We start from the raw sequence: 17,615 nt of genomic DNA, 5'->3' as shown, positions 1-17,615 counted from the left end.
GGCCAATTCACGCCATCCTCGCTTGACTGAGGTGTGAAAACTAGGAAAGCTGTGCGCTCGCATGCCTGTGTCAGGGGCGCGTGCGGGGGTTGAGTGAACGGACAGTTCCGTGTCCCGGCAAGAGGCTCCGCAGCCCGTCACACAGCTGCTCCATCGAAAAATGAAACTACTGGGGGTAGTTGGCCAATGATCAAATCCAAGACGCGGCTGCGCGTGGCGCGCGTCGCTGCCGGCACCGTGTTCGCCGTCGGCGCCTCGCTCACCGCTACGGGTGCTGCGCAGGCCGCCGAGGCCGACACTGCCGCCACCACGCAGGAGGGCGGCCTCCTCGGCGGCGTCATCGGTGGCCTCATCGGTGGCGGCGACGGCGGTGGCGACACTGAGGGTGGCACCGAGGGCACGACCGGTGGCGACGCCGGTGGTGAGACCGACGGCGGCACCACCACGATCGGTGGCGACACCGAGGGCAGCACCGGCGACACCAGCGAGGGCACCACTGGTGGTGACACCGGTGACACCACCGAGGGCACCGACGGCGGCAGCACCACCACGACCGGCGGCGACACCGGCGGCACCGGTGGCGACGACGGTGGCGAGGAGCCCGCAACCATCGGTGGCTCCGGCGGCGGCGACGACACCTGCGACCTGAACGACGACAGCGTCGACTGCGAGGGTGGCACCCAGCCCGACAGCACCGGCAGCCAGCCCGTCGAGCAGCAGCCGCAGGGTCCGAAGGAGGAGCTGGCCGACACCGGTTCCGCCGAGACGACCTTCCTGCTGGTCGGTGCCGCGACGATGATCGCCGGCGGTGTGGCGTTCCGCATGATGCCGCGCATGATCAACCGCCGTACGGCCGCCTGAGGCACGGGTCGTACGTAGGCGGACGAGGGGCCCGGGAGGCAGCGCACAGCGCTTCCCGGGCCCCTCGTATGTCTGAAGGCCGTATGCCCGAAGGCGGGCCGTACGTCTGAAGGTGATCAGCTCCCGGCGGCCGCCGGGCAAGGTGCACCAGGCGTGCCCGCCCGGTTACGCCGTCGCCATCCGCTGCGCCACGAGTGCCACGGTCAGCAGCGCCAGCAGCAGCGCGAACAGCGCGGTGGGGGAGAGGCTCGCGAAGGGCGACTCACGGTGGAGACGCTGACGATGGGCACGGCAGACGGAGCAGCGGCCCTCACTGACGGGGCCGGCGCAGTTGGCACACACCAGTCGGTCGCATGTCATGCGAACTCCTCTCAGTCTGCCAAACGACGCCGGGGAGTGATCGGTTCCCCGAAGGATGCGTTCCTCCCCTCCACTGTGCCAGCATCCGCGCGCGCGTGCAGAGGCTCGTCCCTGTCCGTCGCCCGGCGTGACCGTCCGGTCCGGAAGCGGGGAGGAATGGACCGCAGAAGTCTGCTTTGTCCGAAAGGGTGCGTGACCAAGACCACCAACAACGGACGCCGACTGCGCACCGTGCGCCGGTTCGCGTAGGGTCACCACACCGGTCCCCGGCTGACGCCGGGAGGACCTCAGGGAGCCGCACCGCGGCTTCCGCTGCCCCTACCCCAGGCCGACGTGGTGTACCCGTGATCCGATTCGACAGCGTCTCCAAGTCCTACCCCAAGCAGAACCGCCCGGCGCTGCACGATGTCTCGCTGGACATCGAGCGCGGTGAGTTCGTGTTCCTGGTGGGATCGTCCGGCTCCGGCAAGTCCACCTTCCTGCGGCTGATCCTCCGCGAGGAGCGCGCCAGCCACGGTCAGGTGCACGTACTGGGCAAGGACCTCGCGCGGCTGTCCAACTGGAAGGTGCCGCAGATGCGCCGCCAGCTGGGCACCGTCTTCCAGGACTTCCGGCTGCTGGCGAACAAGACCGTCGGCGAGAACGTCGCGTTCGCGCTCGAAGTCATCGGCAAGTCCCGTGTGCAGATCCGCAAGACCGTCCCGGAAGTGCTCGACCTGGTGGGCCTGGGCGGCAAGGACGACCGGATGCCGGGTGAGCTCTCCGGAGGTGAGCAGCAGCGGGTGGCCATCGCCCGGGCCTTCGCCAACCGTCCCATGCTGCTGATCGCGGACGAGCCGACCGGCAACCTGGACCCGCAGACCTCCGTCGGAATCATGAAGCTGCTGGACCGGATCAACCGGACCGGCACGACAGTCGTGATGGCCACGCACGATCAGCAGATCGTCGACCAGATGCGCAAGCGCGTCATCGAGCTGGAGCGCGGCCGGCTCGTGCGTGACCAGACGCGCGGTGTCTACGGCTACCAGCACTGAACGGCCCGGCGGGCGAGCGCCGGCGCCGCGACGGCCGGCGAACCCGCAGGCGAACAGTCTGAGCAGTCTGAGCAGTTGAGACGGCAACACACTGAAAGGACGCCATGCGCGCCCAGTTCGTAATGTCGGAGATCAGCGTCGGTCTCCGCCGCAATCTCACGATGACCTTCGCGGTGATCGTGTCGGTAGCCCTGTCTCTGGCCCTCGCCGGCGGTTCCCTGCTCGCACGCGAACAGGTCAGCACCATGAAGGGCTACTGGTACGACAAGGTTCAGGTGTCGGTCTACCTGTGCAACGAGAACGACGCGGACTCCGACCCGAACTGCGCCAAGGGCGCTGTGACTTCGCAGCAGAAGGAGCAGATCCGCACCGAGCTGAAGAAGCTGCGCGTCGTCGACAAGGTCTACCACGAGTCCGCCGACGAGGCGTTCAAGCACTACCAGGAGCAGTTCAAGGACTCTCCGCTCGCCGACAGCCTCACTCCCGACCAGATGCAGGAGTCCTACCGGGTCAAGCTCAAGGACCCGACCAAGTACCGGGTGCTGCAAACGGCGTTCTCCGGCAGGCCGGGGGTGCAGGAGGTCCAGGACCAGCGGAACCTGCTGGAGAACCTCTTCAACCTGCTCAACGGCATGAACATCGCAGCGCTGTTCGTGATGGGGCTGATGCTGATCGTTGCGCTGCTCCTGATCGTCAACACGGTCAGGGTCTCCGCGTTCAGCCGCCGCCGTGAGACGGGCATCATGCGGCTGGTCGGCGCCTCCAGCTTCTACATCCAGATGCCGTTCATCCTCGAGGCGGCGATCGCCGGCCTCATCGGGGCGGGCTTCGCGTGCGTGCTCCTCGTCGGCGGCAAGTTCTTCCTCATCGACAGCTGGCTCGCGGAGAAGATCGCACTCATCAACTTCATCGGCTGGGACGCGGTGTTCAAGGTTCTGCCCCTGCTCGTCGCGGTGGGAGTCCTGATGCCCGCGGTGGCAGCGTTCTTCACGCTCCGCAAGTACTTGAAGGTGTGACGCATGACGCGGACGCCGTACGGTCAACGGGCCGTGCGGCGCCCCTCGTCTGGCCTAGACTCCGAATCATGTCGGACTCGTGGTATTCCGCCCCATCCCCCGACAAACACAGGGGGAGCTCCCGGCAACTGCGCCGAGGAGCGGGTCTGGCACTGGTTTTCGCGAGCGTACTGGCGACGGGAGCGGCAACCGGTGCCTGGGGCGACGGCGTTCGGGCCTTCGCGGGCTCACGTGACCAGGCGGCCGGGCAGTCCCCGATGGACGCGAACTTCGGCGGCGGCACCTACGGAGACACTGCGAGCAGCAGAGCAGCCGGCTTGCACGAGGACGTGGAGCGCACCCGCGAAGATGGCTCCACGGCGGGCGGGGAAGCGGCCGAGGAACTGGTCAGCCGCAGTGGCGACCGGTGGTCCTCCGCGTACACGGCGCGCGAGTACGAGGGTCTCCGGCGGACCCTGGACGGCGAATACGTCGGCGTCGGCATCTCCGTACGCCGCGAACGCGACGCGCAGGGCCCGCCGTCCGTGTCCGTGGCGCGGGTCGCGCCCGGAAGTCCCGCCGCCCGTGCGGGTGTTCGGCGCGGCGACCGGCTGCGCGCCGTCGACGGCGAGGACGTCTCCGGCCATCCCGTCACGGACGTGGTGGCACGGCTGCGCGGGTCCGAGGCCGGTGGCCGCTCCGCGGAGCCTTCACCGCTGGGCAGCACCGTCGACCTCGAAATGGAGCGCGACGGGCGGCAGTGGAAGGAGACCCTGCGCAGGGCGCGGCTCAGCACCGACGCCGTGACCGTGGAACGCATGGGACCCACCGTCACCCGCATCAAGGTCTCCTCCTTCACCAAGGGCGCCGCGCGGCAGATACGGGAAGCGGTCGACCGCGTCCCGGCCGGCACCGGCCTCCTGCTCGATCTGCGCGGCAACTCGGGCGGACTGGTCAACGAGGCGGTCACCGCCGCGTCCGTCTTCCTCAAGGGCGGCCTCGTCGCCACGTACGAGCAGCACGGCACCCAGCGCGCCCTCTACGCGGACGCCCACCCCGGTGCGGCGACGGACGGCAGGGCGGAGCAGCCGCTGGTCGTGCTCGTGGACGGCGGCACGATGAGCGCCGCCGAGCTGCTGACCGGCGCGCTCCAGGACCGGGGGCGGGCCGTCGTCGTGGGCTCCCGCACCTTCGGCAAGGGGTCGGTGCAGATGCCGCGGAAGCTGCCGGACGGCTCGGTCGCGGAGCTGACCGTCGGGCACTACGCCACCCCCTCGGGTCGTTCCCTGGACGGTGAGGGCATCACGCCGGACCTGCCGATCGACGATCCGGGGGACGCCGCCGCTCGTGCACGCACAGTATTGAGTGGCCTGGAGGCCCGGTCGTAGTGGGAGAATGACCAGGCTATGGCGAAGAAGGACGACAAGAACAAGAGCAAGGCCAAGAAGGCCAAGGACGCGAGCGGGCGCAAGCTCATCGCGCAGAACAAGAAGGCGCGGCACGACTACCACATCCTCGACACCTACGAGTGCGGCATCGCGCTCACAGGCACCGAGGTCAAGTCGCTGCGCGAGGGGCGCGCTTCGCTGGTCGACGGGTTCGCCCAGCTGGACGACGGCGAGGTCTGGCTGCACAACGTGCACATCCCCGAATACGCACAGGGCACGTGGACGAACCACACGGCCCGGCGGAAGCGGAAGCTGCTGCTGCACCGCTACGAGATCGACAAGCTGATCGGCAAGACCCAGGAGACGGGTCACACGCTGGTTCCGCTCCAGCTGTACTTCCTGAACGGCCGCGCGAAGGTCGAGATCGCGCTGGCCAAGGGCAAGAAGGAGTACGACAAGCGGCATGCGCTGCGGGAGAAGCAGGACCGGCGCGAGTCGGACCGGGCGATCTCCGCGGCGCGGCGGCGGCAGCGGGCGAAGGTCTGAGCGGAGGCCGCACAGGTCTGAGCAGAGGCCGCACGCAGGACGCACGACTGCCGTACGCGGGCGGGCTGCCGGGGCTGGTGGGTTGCGAGGCCCGTGCGTGGACACGGAGTGTGCGTGTGGACACCGATTGTGCGTGTGCGGGCACTCTTGGTTGAGGAATCCGCGGGTGGAGGGGCCGGCTCGCAGGGGCTGTCCCGTTCCGGGGCCGGGGCGGACGCCTGGGCTCTTCGCCGAGAGCACGGCCCGCGGGAAGCGGGTGGCGCGAGCGGTTGCACACGGACCGCAAGGGAACCCCAGCAGTCTGTGTGAAACGGCTGACCGCGACGGCGACCTCCCGGGTCCGCCGCCGAGGCTCCCGCCCCGGCCGTCCGGCCGGGAATACGCGGCGGAGCAAAAGAGTTGGCCTTGGTGTGACCAGGTCACGTACGATGGTCGCAGCGCCGTCCGCGAGGGCGGTGGGTTGTCAACTCAACATGGGGATGATCGGTTTCGACAGCGGATGTCGAAGCAGGTGAAGCGAGCCGAGGAACGCGGCAATGATCTCGTTAACCATGTGCCGCAAAAAAATAATCGCCAATCAGAAGCGCGATTCCTTCGCCCTCGCTGCCTAAGCAGCGAGTGTGAAGTGTCAGCCCGGGTAAGTTCCCACCCCGGATCCTGGCATCAGCTAGGGAACTCACCGCGTAGGCCCGGTCACGGGGCCTGCCGGGACATCCAACAGTGACTGGGCCCGTCGGAGACTTGTCCACGTGATCTCCGGGGCCGAGAAAATCGAAGTGGACTGCGCTCGGAGAAGCCCTTCTTCTGCTCCGTTGGACGCGGGTTCGATTCCCGCCATCTCCACGAGTTCGAGGGTGATCTGTGTCCGCGGAAAGCGCGGACCGGGTCGCCCTCGTTGTTTTTGCGAGGCTTCGCCTCGCGGAGCGGGGGCTCCGCCACCCGCACCCCCGGCGGGGTCTGCGCCCCCGGCACCCCCGGTTGTGGCTCGGGTGCGTGGTCCGGTGCGGCCGTTGGCGGGGGCTGCGCTCTCGGAACCGCCCGGCGGGGTTGGCGGGTGTGCGCCTGGGGTTCGTGGTGGGTGCGGGTCCGGGCCGTTCCGGCGGGTGTCCCGGGGCGGCATGATTTACCTCCCTGTGCCGGTTCGGGCCTTCGTGCTGGCTCCCATATGCCGGTCCGCAAATCACTTCCCCACGCTTCGCTGGGGAGACCCCAATGGCCCCGTTACCCCCGCCTGCACGCCCTGCCCCCTCCCGCCCGTCTCGCGTCTGCCGTTCTCGTCCGACCTCCTCGGTCTCCCGGGCGGTCCGGATGGAGGGCCCCGCCCACCGGCGGCCCTCTGAGCCACTCGCGCAGGCTCGTCCGATGGCTCAACTCCCCTGCCCTGCGGACGGGTTCACCGAGCCTCGGGACGTGGTGCGAGCGGGCCCGGTGTCCGTCCCCCCCTGTGCGGCGCGATCGGCCGCGCTCATCCAGGACGATGGGCACGGGCCCACAGCCCGGTGTGGAAGAGGGGGCTCAAGGACCCCCGGGGGAGAGCCGCGTGCGGCGCGATCGGCCGCGCTCATCCAGGACGATGGGCACGGGCCCACAGCTCCCGGGAGAACTGGGGGGTCTTGGTGGCCCCCGGGGGAGAGCCGCTGGACCGGCGGGAGGGGGCGGGACGCGCAGGGGGGCATGGACGGGCTTAAACATGATTTGCGGACCGGCATATGGAAGGCAGCACGAAGGCCCGTGACGGTTCAGGGAGGTAAATCATGCCGCCCGGACTTGCCTCCCGGAGCGGCACGCCCCCGGCACCCCGCACCCACCCCAGGCGCACCCACCACCCACCCGAGCCGCACCCCGCACGCCTCCGACCCCTGCCCGGCTCGGGTGCGTGGTCCGGTGGTCCGGTGGTCCCAGCGGAGATGCGCCCCCGGCTCTGTCGGGGCGGGGGCGGGGGCCTCGGCGGATGCCATCGTCGGGCGCAATCCGGCGCAATCCGGCGCACCCGGCCCCCACCCGTCCGGTGGCCGCCTCGGTGGAGGCGGTGAGGCACCGGGTGCAGGCCCCTCGTCGCCCTGACAAAGGCGGTTACCGGGGCTTCGGTCGCGCCTGGCTTCCGTGCTGTGATGGGGACATGGACCGTATGGACAAAAATCCGGGGGACGGGCGGCTCAGCCTCCCCGCCGAGTTGTACCTGCTGGCGTGCGACACGGAGAAGCAGAGGCTTACGAAGAGGGACGTGCTCGGCAGCGTGCTGCGTGCCGCGGTGCTCGTCGAGCTGACCGACCGTGGCTGCCTCACCGACGAGGACGGCAGGGTACGCACCGTCGGCGACAGGCGCACCGGCGATCCGCTGCTCGACGAGGCGCTGCGGGGGATAGCCGACGAGCGGCGCCCGCGTAAGTGGAAGGTGCTGGTGCAGCGGGACCGCAAGCGCACCTTCCAGGCTGTGGAGCAGCAGCTGGAGAAGGCCCGGATGATCCGGATCGAGCGGCGTACGTGGCTCCCGGACACAGTGGTCGTGAAGGACACCGCCCTGGCGAGGCGGCTGCGCGGGGAGGCGGTCGAGACGCTGACCGGAGGCCGTCCCGTCGAGCAGTTCACGACCCGCCAGGCCGCGTTGACCGCGCTCGCCGCGGTGGGCGGGCTGCCGACCGTCACCTCCGGCAAGGACAGGCGCGAGCACAAAGAACGCATCAAGGCGCTGACGGAGCGTGCCGGTGAGGCCGGTCCCGCCCTGAAAAAGGCGCTCCAGGAGATGCAGATCGCGACCGCGACGGCCATCGGAGCGGCGGCCACCATCAGCACCCAGTGACCGCGGCGGGGAGGGGAACGGCGGATGGAACAGCAGCCTCACGCGTGGCCCGGCCCCGCCGACCGGACGCCGCTGGGCCCTGATTCGCTCACGTGGAAGTACTTCGGCGACTGGCGCGGGGTGCTGCTCGCGCCCTGGGCGGGCGTGATGCAGAACATGCATCCCGGGCTGGGCGCCGGAGTCGCCGAGCACTCCCGGTTCTTCGAGGAGCGGTGGCAGCGGCTCTTCCGGTCGCTGTATCCGATCGGCGGCGTCGTCTACGACGGCCCGCGGGCGGCGGAGACCGCATGCCAGGTGCGGGGGTACCACGACATGATCAAGGGCGTCGACGAGCGGGGCCGCCCGTACCACGCTCTGGACCCGGACACCTTCTACTGGGCGCACTCGACGTTCTTCATGCTCACGGTTCTCGTGGCGGACCGCCTCGGGCCGGGCCTGAGCGAGGACGAGAAGCGGCAGCTCTTCGACGAACATGTGCGCTGGTGGCGGCTGTACGGGATGAGCATGCGACCGGTGCCCGAGAGCTGGTCCGACTTCCAGGCGTACTGGGACCGGATGGCCCGTGAGGTGCTGGAGGACAACCGGCCGGCCCGCGACGTGCTCGACATCCGTTTCATCGCCAGGCCGCCCGCCTTCTCGTGGATGCCTCATTTCGTGTGGCGTGCGCTGCGCGGGCCTCAGGCCCGCTTCACCGTGTGGTTCACGGTCGGGCTGTTTCCCGCCCCGGTGCGCGAGCGGCTCGGCCACCGCTGGACGGTGCGGGACGAGCGGAGACTGCGGCGCATCGGGCGGCTCGTCCATCACGCGTGGCGCCTTGTCCCGTTCAGATACCGCTACCACCCGCGGGCACGCGCCGGGTGGGAGCGCGAGGCCGGGCTGCGGGCCGCCGGCGCTCCCCACGTGGAGTCACCCGTACGGAACTCGCCGCCGCCGGAGGAGCGCGGTTCGCCGAAGCACTATGTGCCGCCCGCCGTGCACGACGCCCGCTGATCGTTGCGCCCTGAGACACGGGCGTGGCCTGACCGGGGGGCAGGCGACGGCCGGCGGGGTCCCTGGCCGTGGACGCGCTAGATGTGAACTCCGTCGTGGAGTACGGCGAACAGGCCCCCGGTGCGCGTGCCGTCGGGCAGCTGCCAGGCCCCGGCGACGTGGCCTGATGCTCCCTGTGGCCGCTGGGACCCGCCGTCCGCGTCGGGCCGCAGTACCCGGTGCACGCGGAGGGTTCCTCCGGTCGGACCGGGCAGCTCAGTGCTCGTCCGATGGTCGGTGGGGCCGGCGGGCGTGACGTGTCTGCGGGGCGGGACGTCGCCGGTGAAGGAGCGGGTGACTTCCCGGTCGACGGTGTCGCTGACGCTCTGGGCCTGTGGTTCCGCACGGCCCTCGATCAGGGCGAGCAACTGCTCCGCCATCACCGGGTCATGGCAGCCGTCGTAGGCCCAGCGCTGCCCGAGCACCCCGTGCTCCATCGTGCCGATGAGGGCGTGGTCCGCCCCGTCGAGCGGAGCACCGCGATAGGTCAGCGGTACCTGGTAGGCGATCGGGTCGTGGCCGGAGGTGTCGGCGACGACCATGAATTCGATCCCCACCTCGCCCTGCGGATCGTCCAGCCGGAAGCCGCCGGCCTTGGCCAACTGCGGTGCGCCCGCGCTGCCTTGGTACCACGGACGGGAGGGGAGCCAGGAGGTGAGGAGTTCGAGCTTGGTCGGCTTGACGGTGGTGCGGTGGATGATCGCCATGCGGACGTTCTCCTTCGTCGAGCGGATGCGATCGTCACGACTTCCCCTCGTGGTGGGCCGCGAGGGCGGCCCGGTCCGATGGAACAACGAGCCGTCATGGCTCCTCGGCCGCCCTCACAGTGACCGGCAAGCCTACTTCCGTGACCGGCGGTGGCACCTGGCCGCCGGTCGGTTCGCCGCCCCCCAATCGCCGACCGAGCGCCGGACGGGCGTGGACGGCGAAGGCCGGGCCTCGTAAGTCCTATGGGTCGAGGGGGAGTTGGAGACGTTCACGTGCTGGGGCCGGGTCCCCTTGCGCAAGGTCGTGGACGGGATGTCGTGGACGGGGAGCGGTACGCCCGGCTGAAACCGGACGAAGCCGTCGGGGCCGACTCCTGGTTGTCACCGTGTTGTCACAGCACCGTCCAATGAGTCAGCAAAAACAACGACTAGTCACATTTATATCTTCACGTTCACGCTACATTTTCTCCTTCGATGAGCAGGGGGTGCGCTCGCCGACGAGGGGGCGCGCGAATTGATATGGGTGAACACTCGGAGGGACAGCCGGACAGCGGCGCTCCGGTCTTTGTGGACAGCAGCGGAGGCCGGCGCCGCAGATGGCGCCGCCTCGGCCTGGCGATGGGGGTCGCCGGCGGCGGATATGCGCTGGTCGTAGCGGTGAGTGTGATCGGCGGGAACGCCGAGGCGCCCTGGGGGGTGTTGATACCGAGAGCGGAAGACGGGGCGGCGCGAGTCGTTCCGGACGAGGACCGGTCGCGGACGAAGTCCCCCTGGTCCGACGGAGCCCGCCTGGGCGAGCCGAGCCCCGAAGCCTCCGCCACACAGGACGCGCCGGGTGCGGGCAGCGTGCGCACGCCCGAGGCCTCGTCCGGGCCCTCACCTGCCGCAAGCGCCTCCGCGGGGACGGGGGCCACGAAGGCGAAGAAGCCGGGAAGCACCGGTGACGGCGGCGCCGGAACGGTCAACAAGGGCGGGAAGACAAGCAGTTCGGGCAGCACCGGCGGCTCGGTGCCCGCGGACCCGTCCACCGAGCCCGCCGGCGGCGCCACAGGCTCGCCCGGCACGCCGGCCGACCCGGACCCCGACCCGACGGAGTCCTCCGGGGCGTCCGGGACCTCACTGCTGGACGAGCTCCTCGGCGCGCTCGGCGGAGGCACGACCAGCACGGGTTCCGCGTGAGGAACAAGCATGCAGGCGCCGCCCGGAGCAGGCGGCGCCTGCCGCTGCGCTACCTGCTCCCGTCGGTGCTGCTCGCCGTCGTCGTGGTGATGATGCTGCTGCGCGGCTACGTGCACAGCGAGTTCCTCGCCGACCACCGGGTACGGCCGCCGGCCGCCACCGACGCCGTGCCCGGGAAGGTCCTCTCGGGAGGCCCGGTCCTCGACGCACGCGGTGCCGAGCCCGCCAGCTACCGCGTGCCCGACCGCAACGTCGTGCTGACCTTCGACGACGGCCCCGACCCGGAGTGGACGCCGAAGATCCTGGACAAGCTCGCCGAACACGACGCGCACGCCGTCTTCTTCGTCACCGGCACCATGACCTCCCGCCACCCGGAGCTGGTGCGGCGGATGGTCGACGAGGGGCACGAGGTGGGGTTGCACACCTTCAACCACCCGGATCTCTCCTTCCAGTCGTCCTCGCGCATCCACCGTGAACTGGCGCAAGGCCAGCTTGCGTTGGCCGGTGCGGCGGGCGTGCACACGTCGCTGTTCCGGCCGCCGTACTCCTCCACCGTCGACGCGCTCGACAACAAGTCGTGGCCGGTCACGCGTCAGATCGCCGAACGCGGCTACATCACCGCGTTCATCGACACCGACAGCGAGGACTGGGCGCGTCCCGGCGTGGACGAGATCGTGCGCCGCGCCACGCCGCAGCCGGGCAAGGGCGCGATCGTGCTGATGCACGACTCGGGTGGCGACCGTTCGCAGACGGTGGCCGCACTGGACCGGATGCTGCCGCGGCTCCAGGCGCAGGGTTACCGATTCCCGGGGCTGACCGAGGCGTTGGGCTCGTCGGGCCCGCACACCGCCGTGCGCGGGCCCGACCTGTGGAAGAGCCGGGCCTTCGTCGCCGCGGTCGGCGTCTCCGAAAGCGTCATGGGTGTGCTCACGGTGTCGCTGATCGTGGCCGGCGCACTTGTGCTGGGGCGGTTCGTGCTGATGCTCGTCCTGTCGACCGTGCACGTGCGGCGCGTCAGGCCCGGCAGGCGGAGACGGAAACCGCGGGCCGCGCCCATCGCGGGACCGGACGCGGGACCGGACGCGGGGGCGGCCCCGGTGCCGGTCTCCGGGGTGCCTGTCACGGAGCCCGTCACCGTGCTCGTTCCCGCGTACAACGAGCGCGAATGCATCGCCGGCACCGTGCGTTCCCTCGCGGCGAGCGACCACCCGGTCGAGGTGATCGTCATCGACGACGGATCGACCGACGGCACCGCCGAGATCGTCGAATCGCTCGGCCTGCCCGGCGTGCGCGTGCTGCGCCAGGGCAACTCCGGCAAGGCCGCGGCCCTCAACAACGGCCTGCGGCATGCCACGTTCGAACTGATCGCGATGATGGACGGCGACACCGTCTTCGAACCCTCGACGGTGCGGGAACTCGTCCAGCCCTTCGCCGATCCGCGCGTCGGCGCCGTCGCCGGCAACGCGAAGGTCGGCAACCGCCGCAGGCTGGTCGGGGCGTGGCAGCACATCGAGTACGTGGTGGGCTTCAACCTCGACCGCCGCATGTACGACGTGCTGCGCTGCATGCCCACGATCCCCGGCGCCGTGGGCGCGTTCCGGCGGACCGCGCTGCGAAGCGTCGGCGGCATGAGCGACGACACGCTGGCCGAGGACACCGACGTGACGATGGCTCTGCACCGCGCCGGCTGGCAGGTGGTGTACGCGGAGCGCGCCCGGGCCTGGACCGAGGCGCCCGGGACCGTCAAGCAACTGTGGTCGCAGCGCTACCGCTGGAGCTACGGCACCATGCAGGCGATCTGGAAGCACCGCCGGGCCGTACTGGACCGCGGACCGTCGGGTCGCTTCGGACGGGTCGGGCTGCCGCTCGTGACGATTTTCACGGTGCTCGCACCCATGCTCGCGCCGCTCATCGACGTCTTCCTCGTCTACGGCCTGTTCTTCGGGCCGGCGCTGCGGACGGCGGCCGCGTGGCTGGCCGTGCTGCTGGTGCAGGGCGCATGCGCGGCGTACGCCTTCCGGCTGGACCGCGAACGGCTCGCGCCGCTGCTGACGCTGCCCCTTCAGCAGCTGCTTTACCGGCAGTTGATGTACGTGGTGCTGATGCAGTCGTGGATCACCGCGCTGACGGGCGGGCGGCTGGGCTGGCAGAAGCTGCGCCGTACGGGCCTGCTGAACGCCGCTCCCCACGCCGCTCCCGGTGCGAAGGCCGCGTCCGTGGCCGGCCTGCGGGCCGGCGGGGGCGCCACGGAGACCAGAGAGAAGAGCACCGTCGGATGACCGCTCGCCCGGACACGGGGTCGCCCCCGGACACGGGGTCACCCCCGGACACGGGGCCTGTCTCCGCGGACGCGGGGCCTGCCGCTGCCACGGGGGCGTCCCCGGCCGCCGCTTCCTCCGCCACCGCCGCCGCGCCGGGTGCCTCCGCGGCCGCACCGCCCGTACGGGACCGCTACCTGGACCTGCTGCGGGCGGTCGCCCTGGTGCGCGTCGTCGTCTACCACACCTTCAACTGGGCCTGGCTGACGTTCCTTTTCCCGTCCATGGGCGTGATGTTCGCCCTCGCGGGTTCGCTGATGGCGCGGTCACTGGGACGGCCCGCGGCAGCCGTCGTACGCAGCAGGGCGCGCCGGCTGCTGCCGCCGCTCTGGCTGTACGGAGCCGTGCTGCTCACGGTGCTCTTCGCGCAGGGGTGGCGGCCCGGCCACAGCGCGGGGACCTGGCTGCGCATGCTGTGCTGGCTCGTACCGCTGGGCACCCCGCCGCACCCCGAGAAGATCGGCGGCAACGCCGGTCTGCTGGAGGCCACTTGGGCAGTGGAGACGGCGGGCCCGCTGTGGTACCTGCGGGCGTATCTGTGGTTCGTGCTGGCCTCGCCGCTGCTGCTGCGCGCCTTCCGGCGGCTGCCGTGGCCGACGCTGCTCACGCCGCTGGCGCTCACCGCCGCCGTCGGCACCGGTGTCGTGACGGTTCCCGGCGAGACCGGCGAGGCCGTCATGGACTTCGCCGTCTACGGCTCCTGCTGGATGCTGGGCTTCGCCCACCACGACGGGCTGCTCCGGCGCGTTCCCCTGTATGGCGTGGCACTCGCGGCTCCCGTGGCGATGGCGGCAGGCCTGTGGTGGGCCGGCGCCCACCCGGGCGAGGACGGCTGGGACCTGAACGACATCCCGCTCGGCCAGGCCCTCTGGTCGTTCGGTTTCTGTCTGCTGCTGCTTCGCGTCAGCCCCTCCTGGCACCGCCTGCCGGGGCCGCTGGGCCGCCTGGAGCGGCCGGTGACGCTGGCCAACTCCCGTGCCGTCACGCTCTATCTGTGGCATCAGCCGGCGCTGGTCGCGACGGTGCCGCTGCTGGACCTGCTGTGGCGCATACCGGCGGTCGGCGATTCGGAAGCGCTGTCGGCCGCGCTGGAGAGCTGGTCCGGGGCGCTGATGTTCCTGACCGTGTGGCCGCTGGTGGCGCTGCTGATCGCGGCGTTCGGATGGGCGGAGGACGTGGCCGCGCGGCGCCGGCCACGGCTGTGGCCGCGTACGAGGACACCGGACGCGCCCGGCCCGAAAGCTCCCGGCCGGGCCCCGGCCCAGGCCCCGGACCCGGGTGCTGGCCCGGGTGCGGGACCCGGGCCGGAACCCGTACCCGGGACGCCGTATCCCCCGGCGGCCCCTCTCACCGGCGACGGCTCCCGCAGGTGAGCGCAAGGTTTCCTGGACGACACCTCGCGGCACGGCACCGAAACGTGCCGCTCATAGCTTCGGGTGCAGCATCCGGCAGTGACGCCCGGCAGCGACGCCGGTCATGACACCGCCGGTCCGCGACCCGGAACCTGTGGAGGCGCCATGACCGCTGCGACCGCACCGCCCGGCAGCACACCCGACACCCCGCGCAGGAGCGGCCGCTGGATCGAGCGCTGGGACCCGGAGGACGAGACGTTCTGGAGGGAGAGCGGCGAGCGCGTCGCGCACCGCAACCTGCTGCTGTCCGTCTTCTCCGAGCACATCGGCTTCTCCGTGTGGACGCTGTGGTCGGTGCTCGTGCTGTTCATGGGCCCCGAGTACGGAGTCGACCCGGCCGGGAAGTTCCTGCTCATCTCCATGGCGACGCTCGTCGGCGCCGTGGCCCGCGTGCCCTACACCTTCGCCGTCGCCCGCTTCGGCGGCCGCAACTGGACGGTCGTCAGCGCGGCGATGCTGCTGGTGCCGTCAGTGGCGGCGCTGATCGTGATGGAACCCGGCACGTCCTACACGACGTTCCTGGTCGTCGCGCTGCTCACCGGCGTGGGAGGAGGCAACTTCGCCTCCTCCATGACCAACATCAACTCCTTCTTCCCGCTGCGCCGCAAGGGCTGGGCCCTCGGCGTCAACGCGGGCGGCGGCAACATCGGCGTGCCTGTCGTGCAGCTCGCGGGCCTCGGGGTGATCGCCGCGGCCGGAGCCGGCCATCCGCGGGTCCTGCTGGGCATCTACATCCCGCTGATCGTGCTCGCCGCCGTCTGCTCCGCACGCTGGATGGACAACCTGGCACCCGTGCGCAACGACGCCGGGGCCGCCAAGGAAGCGGTGCGGGACGCCCACACCTGGATCATGTCCTTCCTGTACATCGGGACCTTCGGCTCCTTCATCGGCTACAGCTTCGCCTTCGGGCTCGTGCTGCAGACGCAGTTCGCGCGCACGCCGCTCCAGGCCGCCTCGCTCACCTTCCTCGGACCGCTGCTGGGGTCGCTCGTGCGTCCGCTGGGCGGGCAGCTCGCCGACCGCTTCGGCGGGGCCCGGATCACGCTGTGGAACTTCGCCGCGATGGGCGCGGCGACGCTCGTGGTCGTGGCGGCCTCGCTGCGCGAGTCGCTGCCCGCCTTCCTCGCCGGCTTCACCGCGCTGTTCGTGCTGAGCGGCATCGGCAACGGCTCGACGTACAAGATGATCCCGGCGATCTTCCACGCGAAGGCGCTGGCGGACGGCAGGAGCGGTGAGGCCGCCGCCACCGCCGCCCGCCGGCTGTCGGGCGCGGCGATGGGCCTGATCGGCGCGGTCGGCGCCCTCGGCGGGCTGGGCATCAACCTGGCCTTCCGGCAGTCGTTTGAGACGGTGGGAACGGGAACGGCGGCATACCTCACCTTCCTCGGGTTCTACGGTGTGTGCTGCGCTGTCACCTGGGCCGTCTATCTGCGGCGCCGGACCGTGCCGGACGACGGACAGGACGGCGACGGCCCGGCCGCGCCGCCGGCGGGGCGGGAGAACCGGCCCGTCGCCTACGCCGAGGTGTGAGGGGCGTGAGCTCCCGGCGTAACAACCGGGAAACCCCGGAGTACCGGGCCCGTCATCCACTGTTGACAGGCTCGGTGCTCCGTACGAGCAGGGGCGGAGCGAGAAGGACATGCGGGAGCAGACAGAGCGGGGCGCGGCACGGGACGCACCCGGGCCGGAAACGCCGCCCGGGCCGGACACCCGTGGCCCACGGGCGTCAGGGCCCGGCACCCCTGGCACACGGCCCGGCCCGCACGCGAAGCCGCAGCCGCTCGCCGGGTTCACCGTCGGCGTCACCGCCGCCCGCCGCGCCGAGGAACTGGGCGCACTGCTGGAGCGCCGCGGCGCGGAAGTGCTGCACGCACCGGCGCTGCGCATCGTTCCCCTCGCGGACGACACCGAACTCCTCGAAGCCACCAGGGCCCTCGTCGAGCGCACCCCGGACACCGTGATCGCGACGACGGCGATCGGCTTCCGCGGCTGGATCGAGGCCGCCGAGGGCTGGGGCTTCGGCACGGACCTGCTCAAGTCCCTGGGAGAGGTGGAGGTGCTCGCCCGCGGCCCGAAGGTGCGCGGCGCCATCCGCGCGGCGGGCCTGAAAGAGACGTGGTCGCCGGAGTCGGAGTCGATGGCCGAAGTGCTCGACCGGCTGCTCGCACAGGGCGTGGACGGACGGCTCATCGCGCTCCAGCTGCACGGCGAGCCGCTTCCCGGCTTCGTGGAATCGCTGCGGGCGGCGGGCGCGGAGGTCGTCGGCGTGCCCGTCTACCGCTGGATGCCGCCGGAGGACATCGCCCCCGTCGACCGGCTCATCGACGCGATCCTGGCCCGCGGCGTCGACGCCCTCGCCTTCACCAGCGCACCCGCCGCCGCGTCGCTGCTGGAGCGTGCCGGGCGCCGGGGCGTACGGGAGCCGCTGCTGGAGGCGATGCGCACGGATGTGCTCGCCGCGTGCGTGGGGCCCGTGACGGCGGCGCCGCTGGAGGCCCACGACGTGCCGACGGTGCAGCCGGAACGCTTCCGGCTGGGCCCCCTCGTCCAGCTGCTGTGCACCGAACTGCCGGGCCGGCAGAGGGCGTTGCCCGTAGCGGGGCACCGGGTCGAGATCCGCGGGCGGGGTGTCGTCGTTGACGGCGAGCTGCGGACTGTGCAGCCCGCGGGGATGGCGCTGCTGCGCTCGCTGGCCCGCCGCCCGGGCTGGGTCGTCCCGCGGGCCGAGCTGCTGCGGGCCCTGCCCGGCTCCGGAACGGACGAGCACGCGGTGGAGACCGCCATGGCGCGGCTGCGCGTCGCGCTGGGCGCCCCGAAGCTGATCCAGACCGTCGTCAAGCGGGGCTACCGGCTCGCCCTCGACGCCGCCTCGGACAGCGGCAAGTACGACGGACCGCCGCCCGCCACGGGGCCCGGGTCCGGTACCTGAGCCCTGGAGCTCCACGGCCCCGCGTTCTGACGCGGTCGACGGAGCCCCGTCCTCCTG

General features: G+C 71.2%; 14 protein-coding genes and 1 other RNA gene. 13 read left to right on the top strand and 2 right to left on the bottom strand.

The window, feature by feature from the left end:
- Positions 1 to 186: 186 nt before the first annotated feature.
- Positions 187 to 861 (top strand): LPXTG cell wall anchor domain-containing protein, encoded by a 675-nt coding sequence (locus EV375_RS09745; RefSeq protein WP_207228040.1) that lies wholly within the window; start codon positions 187 to 189, stop codon positions 859 to 861.
- 165 nt (positions 862 to 1,026) lie between these two features.
- Here the strand turns inward: EV375_RS09745 and EV375_RS09740 are convergent, their stop codons facing one another.
- Positions 1,027 to 1,221: a hypothetical protein gene (locus EV375_RS09740; protein WP_130299091.1), complete on the bottom strand. Its 195-nt coding sequence runs from the start codon at positions 1,219 to 1,221 to the stop codon at positions 1,027 to 1,029.
- A gap of 344 nt (positions 1,222 to 1,565) precedes the next feature.
- On the opposite strand from EV375_RS09740, the gene ftsE reads away from it, so the two are divergent.
- The 7 genes from ftsE (at position 1,566) to EV375_RS09705 (ending at position 8,974) form a co-directional block, all read left to right on the top strand.
- A complete protein-coding gene (ftsE, locus tag EV375_RS09735; RefSeq protein ID WP_055485218.1) occupies positions 1,566 to 2,255 on the top strand; it encodes a cell division ATP-binding protein FtsE in 690 nt (229 codons plus the stop codon).
- Positions 2,256 to 2,359: 104 nt separating this feature from the next.
- Entirely contained in the window at positions 2,360 to 3,271 is a 912-nt protein-coding gene (ftsX, locus tag EV375_RS09730; RefSeq protein ID WP_130299090.1) for a permease-like cell division protein FtsX, read from the top strand.
- A 68-nt stretch (positions 3,272 to 3,339) separates the two neighbouring features.
- A complete protein-coding gene (locus tag EV375_RS09725; RefSeq protein ID WP_130299089.1) occupies positions 3,340 to 4,638 on the top strand; it encodes a S41 family peptidase in 1,299 nt (432 codons plus the stop codon).
- Positions 4,639 to 4,656: 18 nt separating this feature from the next.
- A complete protein-coding gene (gene smpB / locus EV375_RS09720; protein WP_130299088.1) occupies positions 4,657 to 5,184 on the top strand; it encodes an SsrA-binding protein SmpB in 528 nt (175 codons plus the stop codon).
- Positions 5,185 to 5,659: 475 nt separating this feature from the next.
- Positions 5,660 to 6,030, top strand: a transfer-messenger RNA (tmRNA) gene (gene ssrA, locus EV375_RS09715).
- Between the two features lie 1,273 nt (positions 6,031 to 7,303).
- Entirely contained in the window at positions 7,304 to 7,984 is a 681-nt protein-coding gene (locus EV375_RS09710) for a GOLPH3/VPS74 family protein (RefSeq protein WP_165434705.1), read from the top strand.
- A gap of 24 nt (positions 7,985 to 8,008) precedes the next feature.
- Positions 8,009 to 8,974 carry an oxygenase MpaB family protein gene (locus EV375_RS09705; protein ID WP_130299086.1) on the top strand — a complete coding sequence of 322 codons (966 nt, stop codon included), beginning with the start codon at positions 8,009 to 8,011 and terminating at the stop codon, positions 8,972 to 8,974.
- Positions 8,975 to 9,051: 77 nt separating this feature from the next.
- Here EV375_RS09705 and EV375_RS09700 read toward each other — a convergent pair whose 3' ends face one another.
- Positions 9,052 to 9,720 (bottom strand): maltokinase N-terminal cap-like domain-containing protein, encoded by a 669-nt coding sequence (locus EV375_RS09700; protein ID WP_130299085.1) that lies wholly within the window; start codon positions 9,718 to 9,720, stop codon positions 9,052 to 9,054.
- A 519-nt stretch (positions 9,721 to 10,239) separates the two neighbouring features.
- Here EV375_RS09700 and EV375_RS09695 point away from each other — a divergent pair.
- The 5 genes from EV375_RS09695 to EV375_RS09675 all read left to right on the top strand — a co-directional run bounded on the left by EV375_RS09695 (position 10,240) and on the right by EV375_RS09675 (position 17,558).
- Complete coding sequence (locus EV375_RS09695; RefSeq protein ID WP_130299084.1) at positions 10,240 to 10,899, top strand: hypothetical protein; 660 nt, start codon at positions 10,240 to 10,242, stop codon at positions 10,897 to 10,899.
- Positions 10,896 to 13,178, top strand: coding sequence for a bifunctional polysaccharide deacetylase/glycosyltransferase family 2 protein (locus tag EV375_RS09690; RefSeq protein ID WP_486588384.1), 2,283 nt, complete (start codon positions 10,896 to 10,898; stop codon positions 13,176 to 13,178). Before EV375_RS09695 ends, EV375_RS09690 begins: the two co-directional genes overlap by 4 nt.
- A complete protein-coding gene (locus EV375_RS09685; protein WP_130299083.1) occupies positions 13,175 to 14,590 on the top strand; it encodes an acyltransferase family protein in 1,416 nt (471 codons plus the stop codon). Before EV375_RS09690 ends, EV375_RS09685 begins: the two co-directional genes overlap by 4 nt.
- 144 nt (positions 14,591 to 14,734) lie before the next feature.
- Positions 14,735 to 16,159, top strand: coding sequence for an MFS transporter (locus tag EV375_RS09680; protein WP_130299082.1), 1,425 nt, complete (start codon positions 14,735 to 14,737; stop codon positions 16,157 to 16,159).
- A gap of 109 nt (positions 16,160 to 16,268) precedes the next feature.
- Positions 16,269 to 17,558: a uroporphyrinogen-III synthase gene (locus EV375_RS09675; protein WP_130299081.1), complete on the top strand. Its 1,290-nt coding sequence runs from the start codon at positions 16,269 to 16,271 to the stop codon at positions 17,556 to 17,558.
- The last annotated feature ends 57 nt before the right edge of the window (positions 17,559 to 17,615 follow it).

This window comes from Streptomyces sp. CNZ301 (assembly GCF_004217425.1).
This window is presented reverse-complemented; position numbering and strand designations above follow the sequence as displayed.

Excerpts from the sequence above, each read along its gene's own strand:
- EV375_RS09745 (WP_207228040.1), top strand. The coding sequence starts at position 187 with ATGATCAAATCCAAGACGCGGCTGCGCGTGGCGCGCGTCGCTGCCGGC.
- EV375_RS09740 (WP_130299091.1), bottom strand. The coding sequence starts at position 1,221 with ATGACATGCGACCGACTGGTGTGTGCCAACTGCGCCGGCCCCGTCAGT.
- ftsX (WP_130299090.1), top strand. The coding sequence starts at position 2,360 with ATGCGCGCCCAGTTCGTAATGTCGGAGATCAGCGTCGGTCTCCGCCGC.
- EV375_RS09725 (WP_130299089.1), top strand. The coding sequence starts at position 3,340 with ATGTCGGACTCGTGGTATTCCGCCCCATCCCCCGACAAACACAGGGGG.
- smpB (WP_130299088.1), top strand. The coding sequence starts at position 4,657 with ATGGCGAAGAAGGACGACAAGAACAAGAGCAAGGCCAAGAAGGCCAAG.
- EV375_RS09710 (WP_165434705.1), top strand. The coding sequence starts at position 7,304 with ATGGACCGTATGGACAAAAATCCGGGGGACGGGCGGCTCAGCCTCCCC.
- EV375_RS09705 (WP_130299086.1), top strand. The coding sequence starts at position 8,009 with ATGGAACAGCAGCCTCACGCGTGGCCCGGCCCCGCCGACCGGACGCCG.
- EV375_RS09700 (WP_130299085.1), bottom strand. The coding sequence starts at position 9,720 with ATGGCGATCATCCACCGCACCACCGTCAAGCCGACCAAGCTCGAACTC.
- EV375_RS09695 (WP_130299084.1), top strand. The coding sequence starts at position 10,240 with ATGGGTGAACACTCGGAGGGACAGCCGGACAGCGGCGCTCCGGTCTTT.
- EV375_RS09685 (WP_130299083.1), top strand. The coding sequence starts at position 13,175 with ATGACCGCTCGCCCGGACACGGGGTCGCCCCCGGACACGGGGTCACCC.
- EV375_RS09680 (WP_130299082.1), top strand. The coding sequence starts at position 14,735 with ATGACCGCTGCGACCGCACCGCCCGGCAGCACACCCGACACCCCGCGC.
- EV375_RS09675 (WP_130299081.1), top strand. The coding sequence starts at position 16,269 with ATGCGGGAGCAGACAGAGCGGGGCGCGGCACGGGACGCACCCGGGCCG.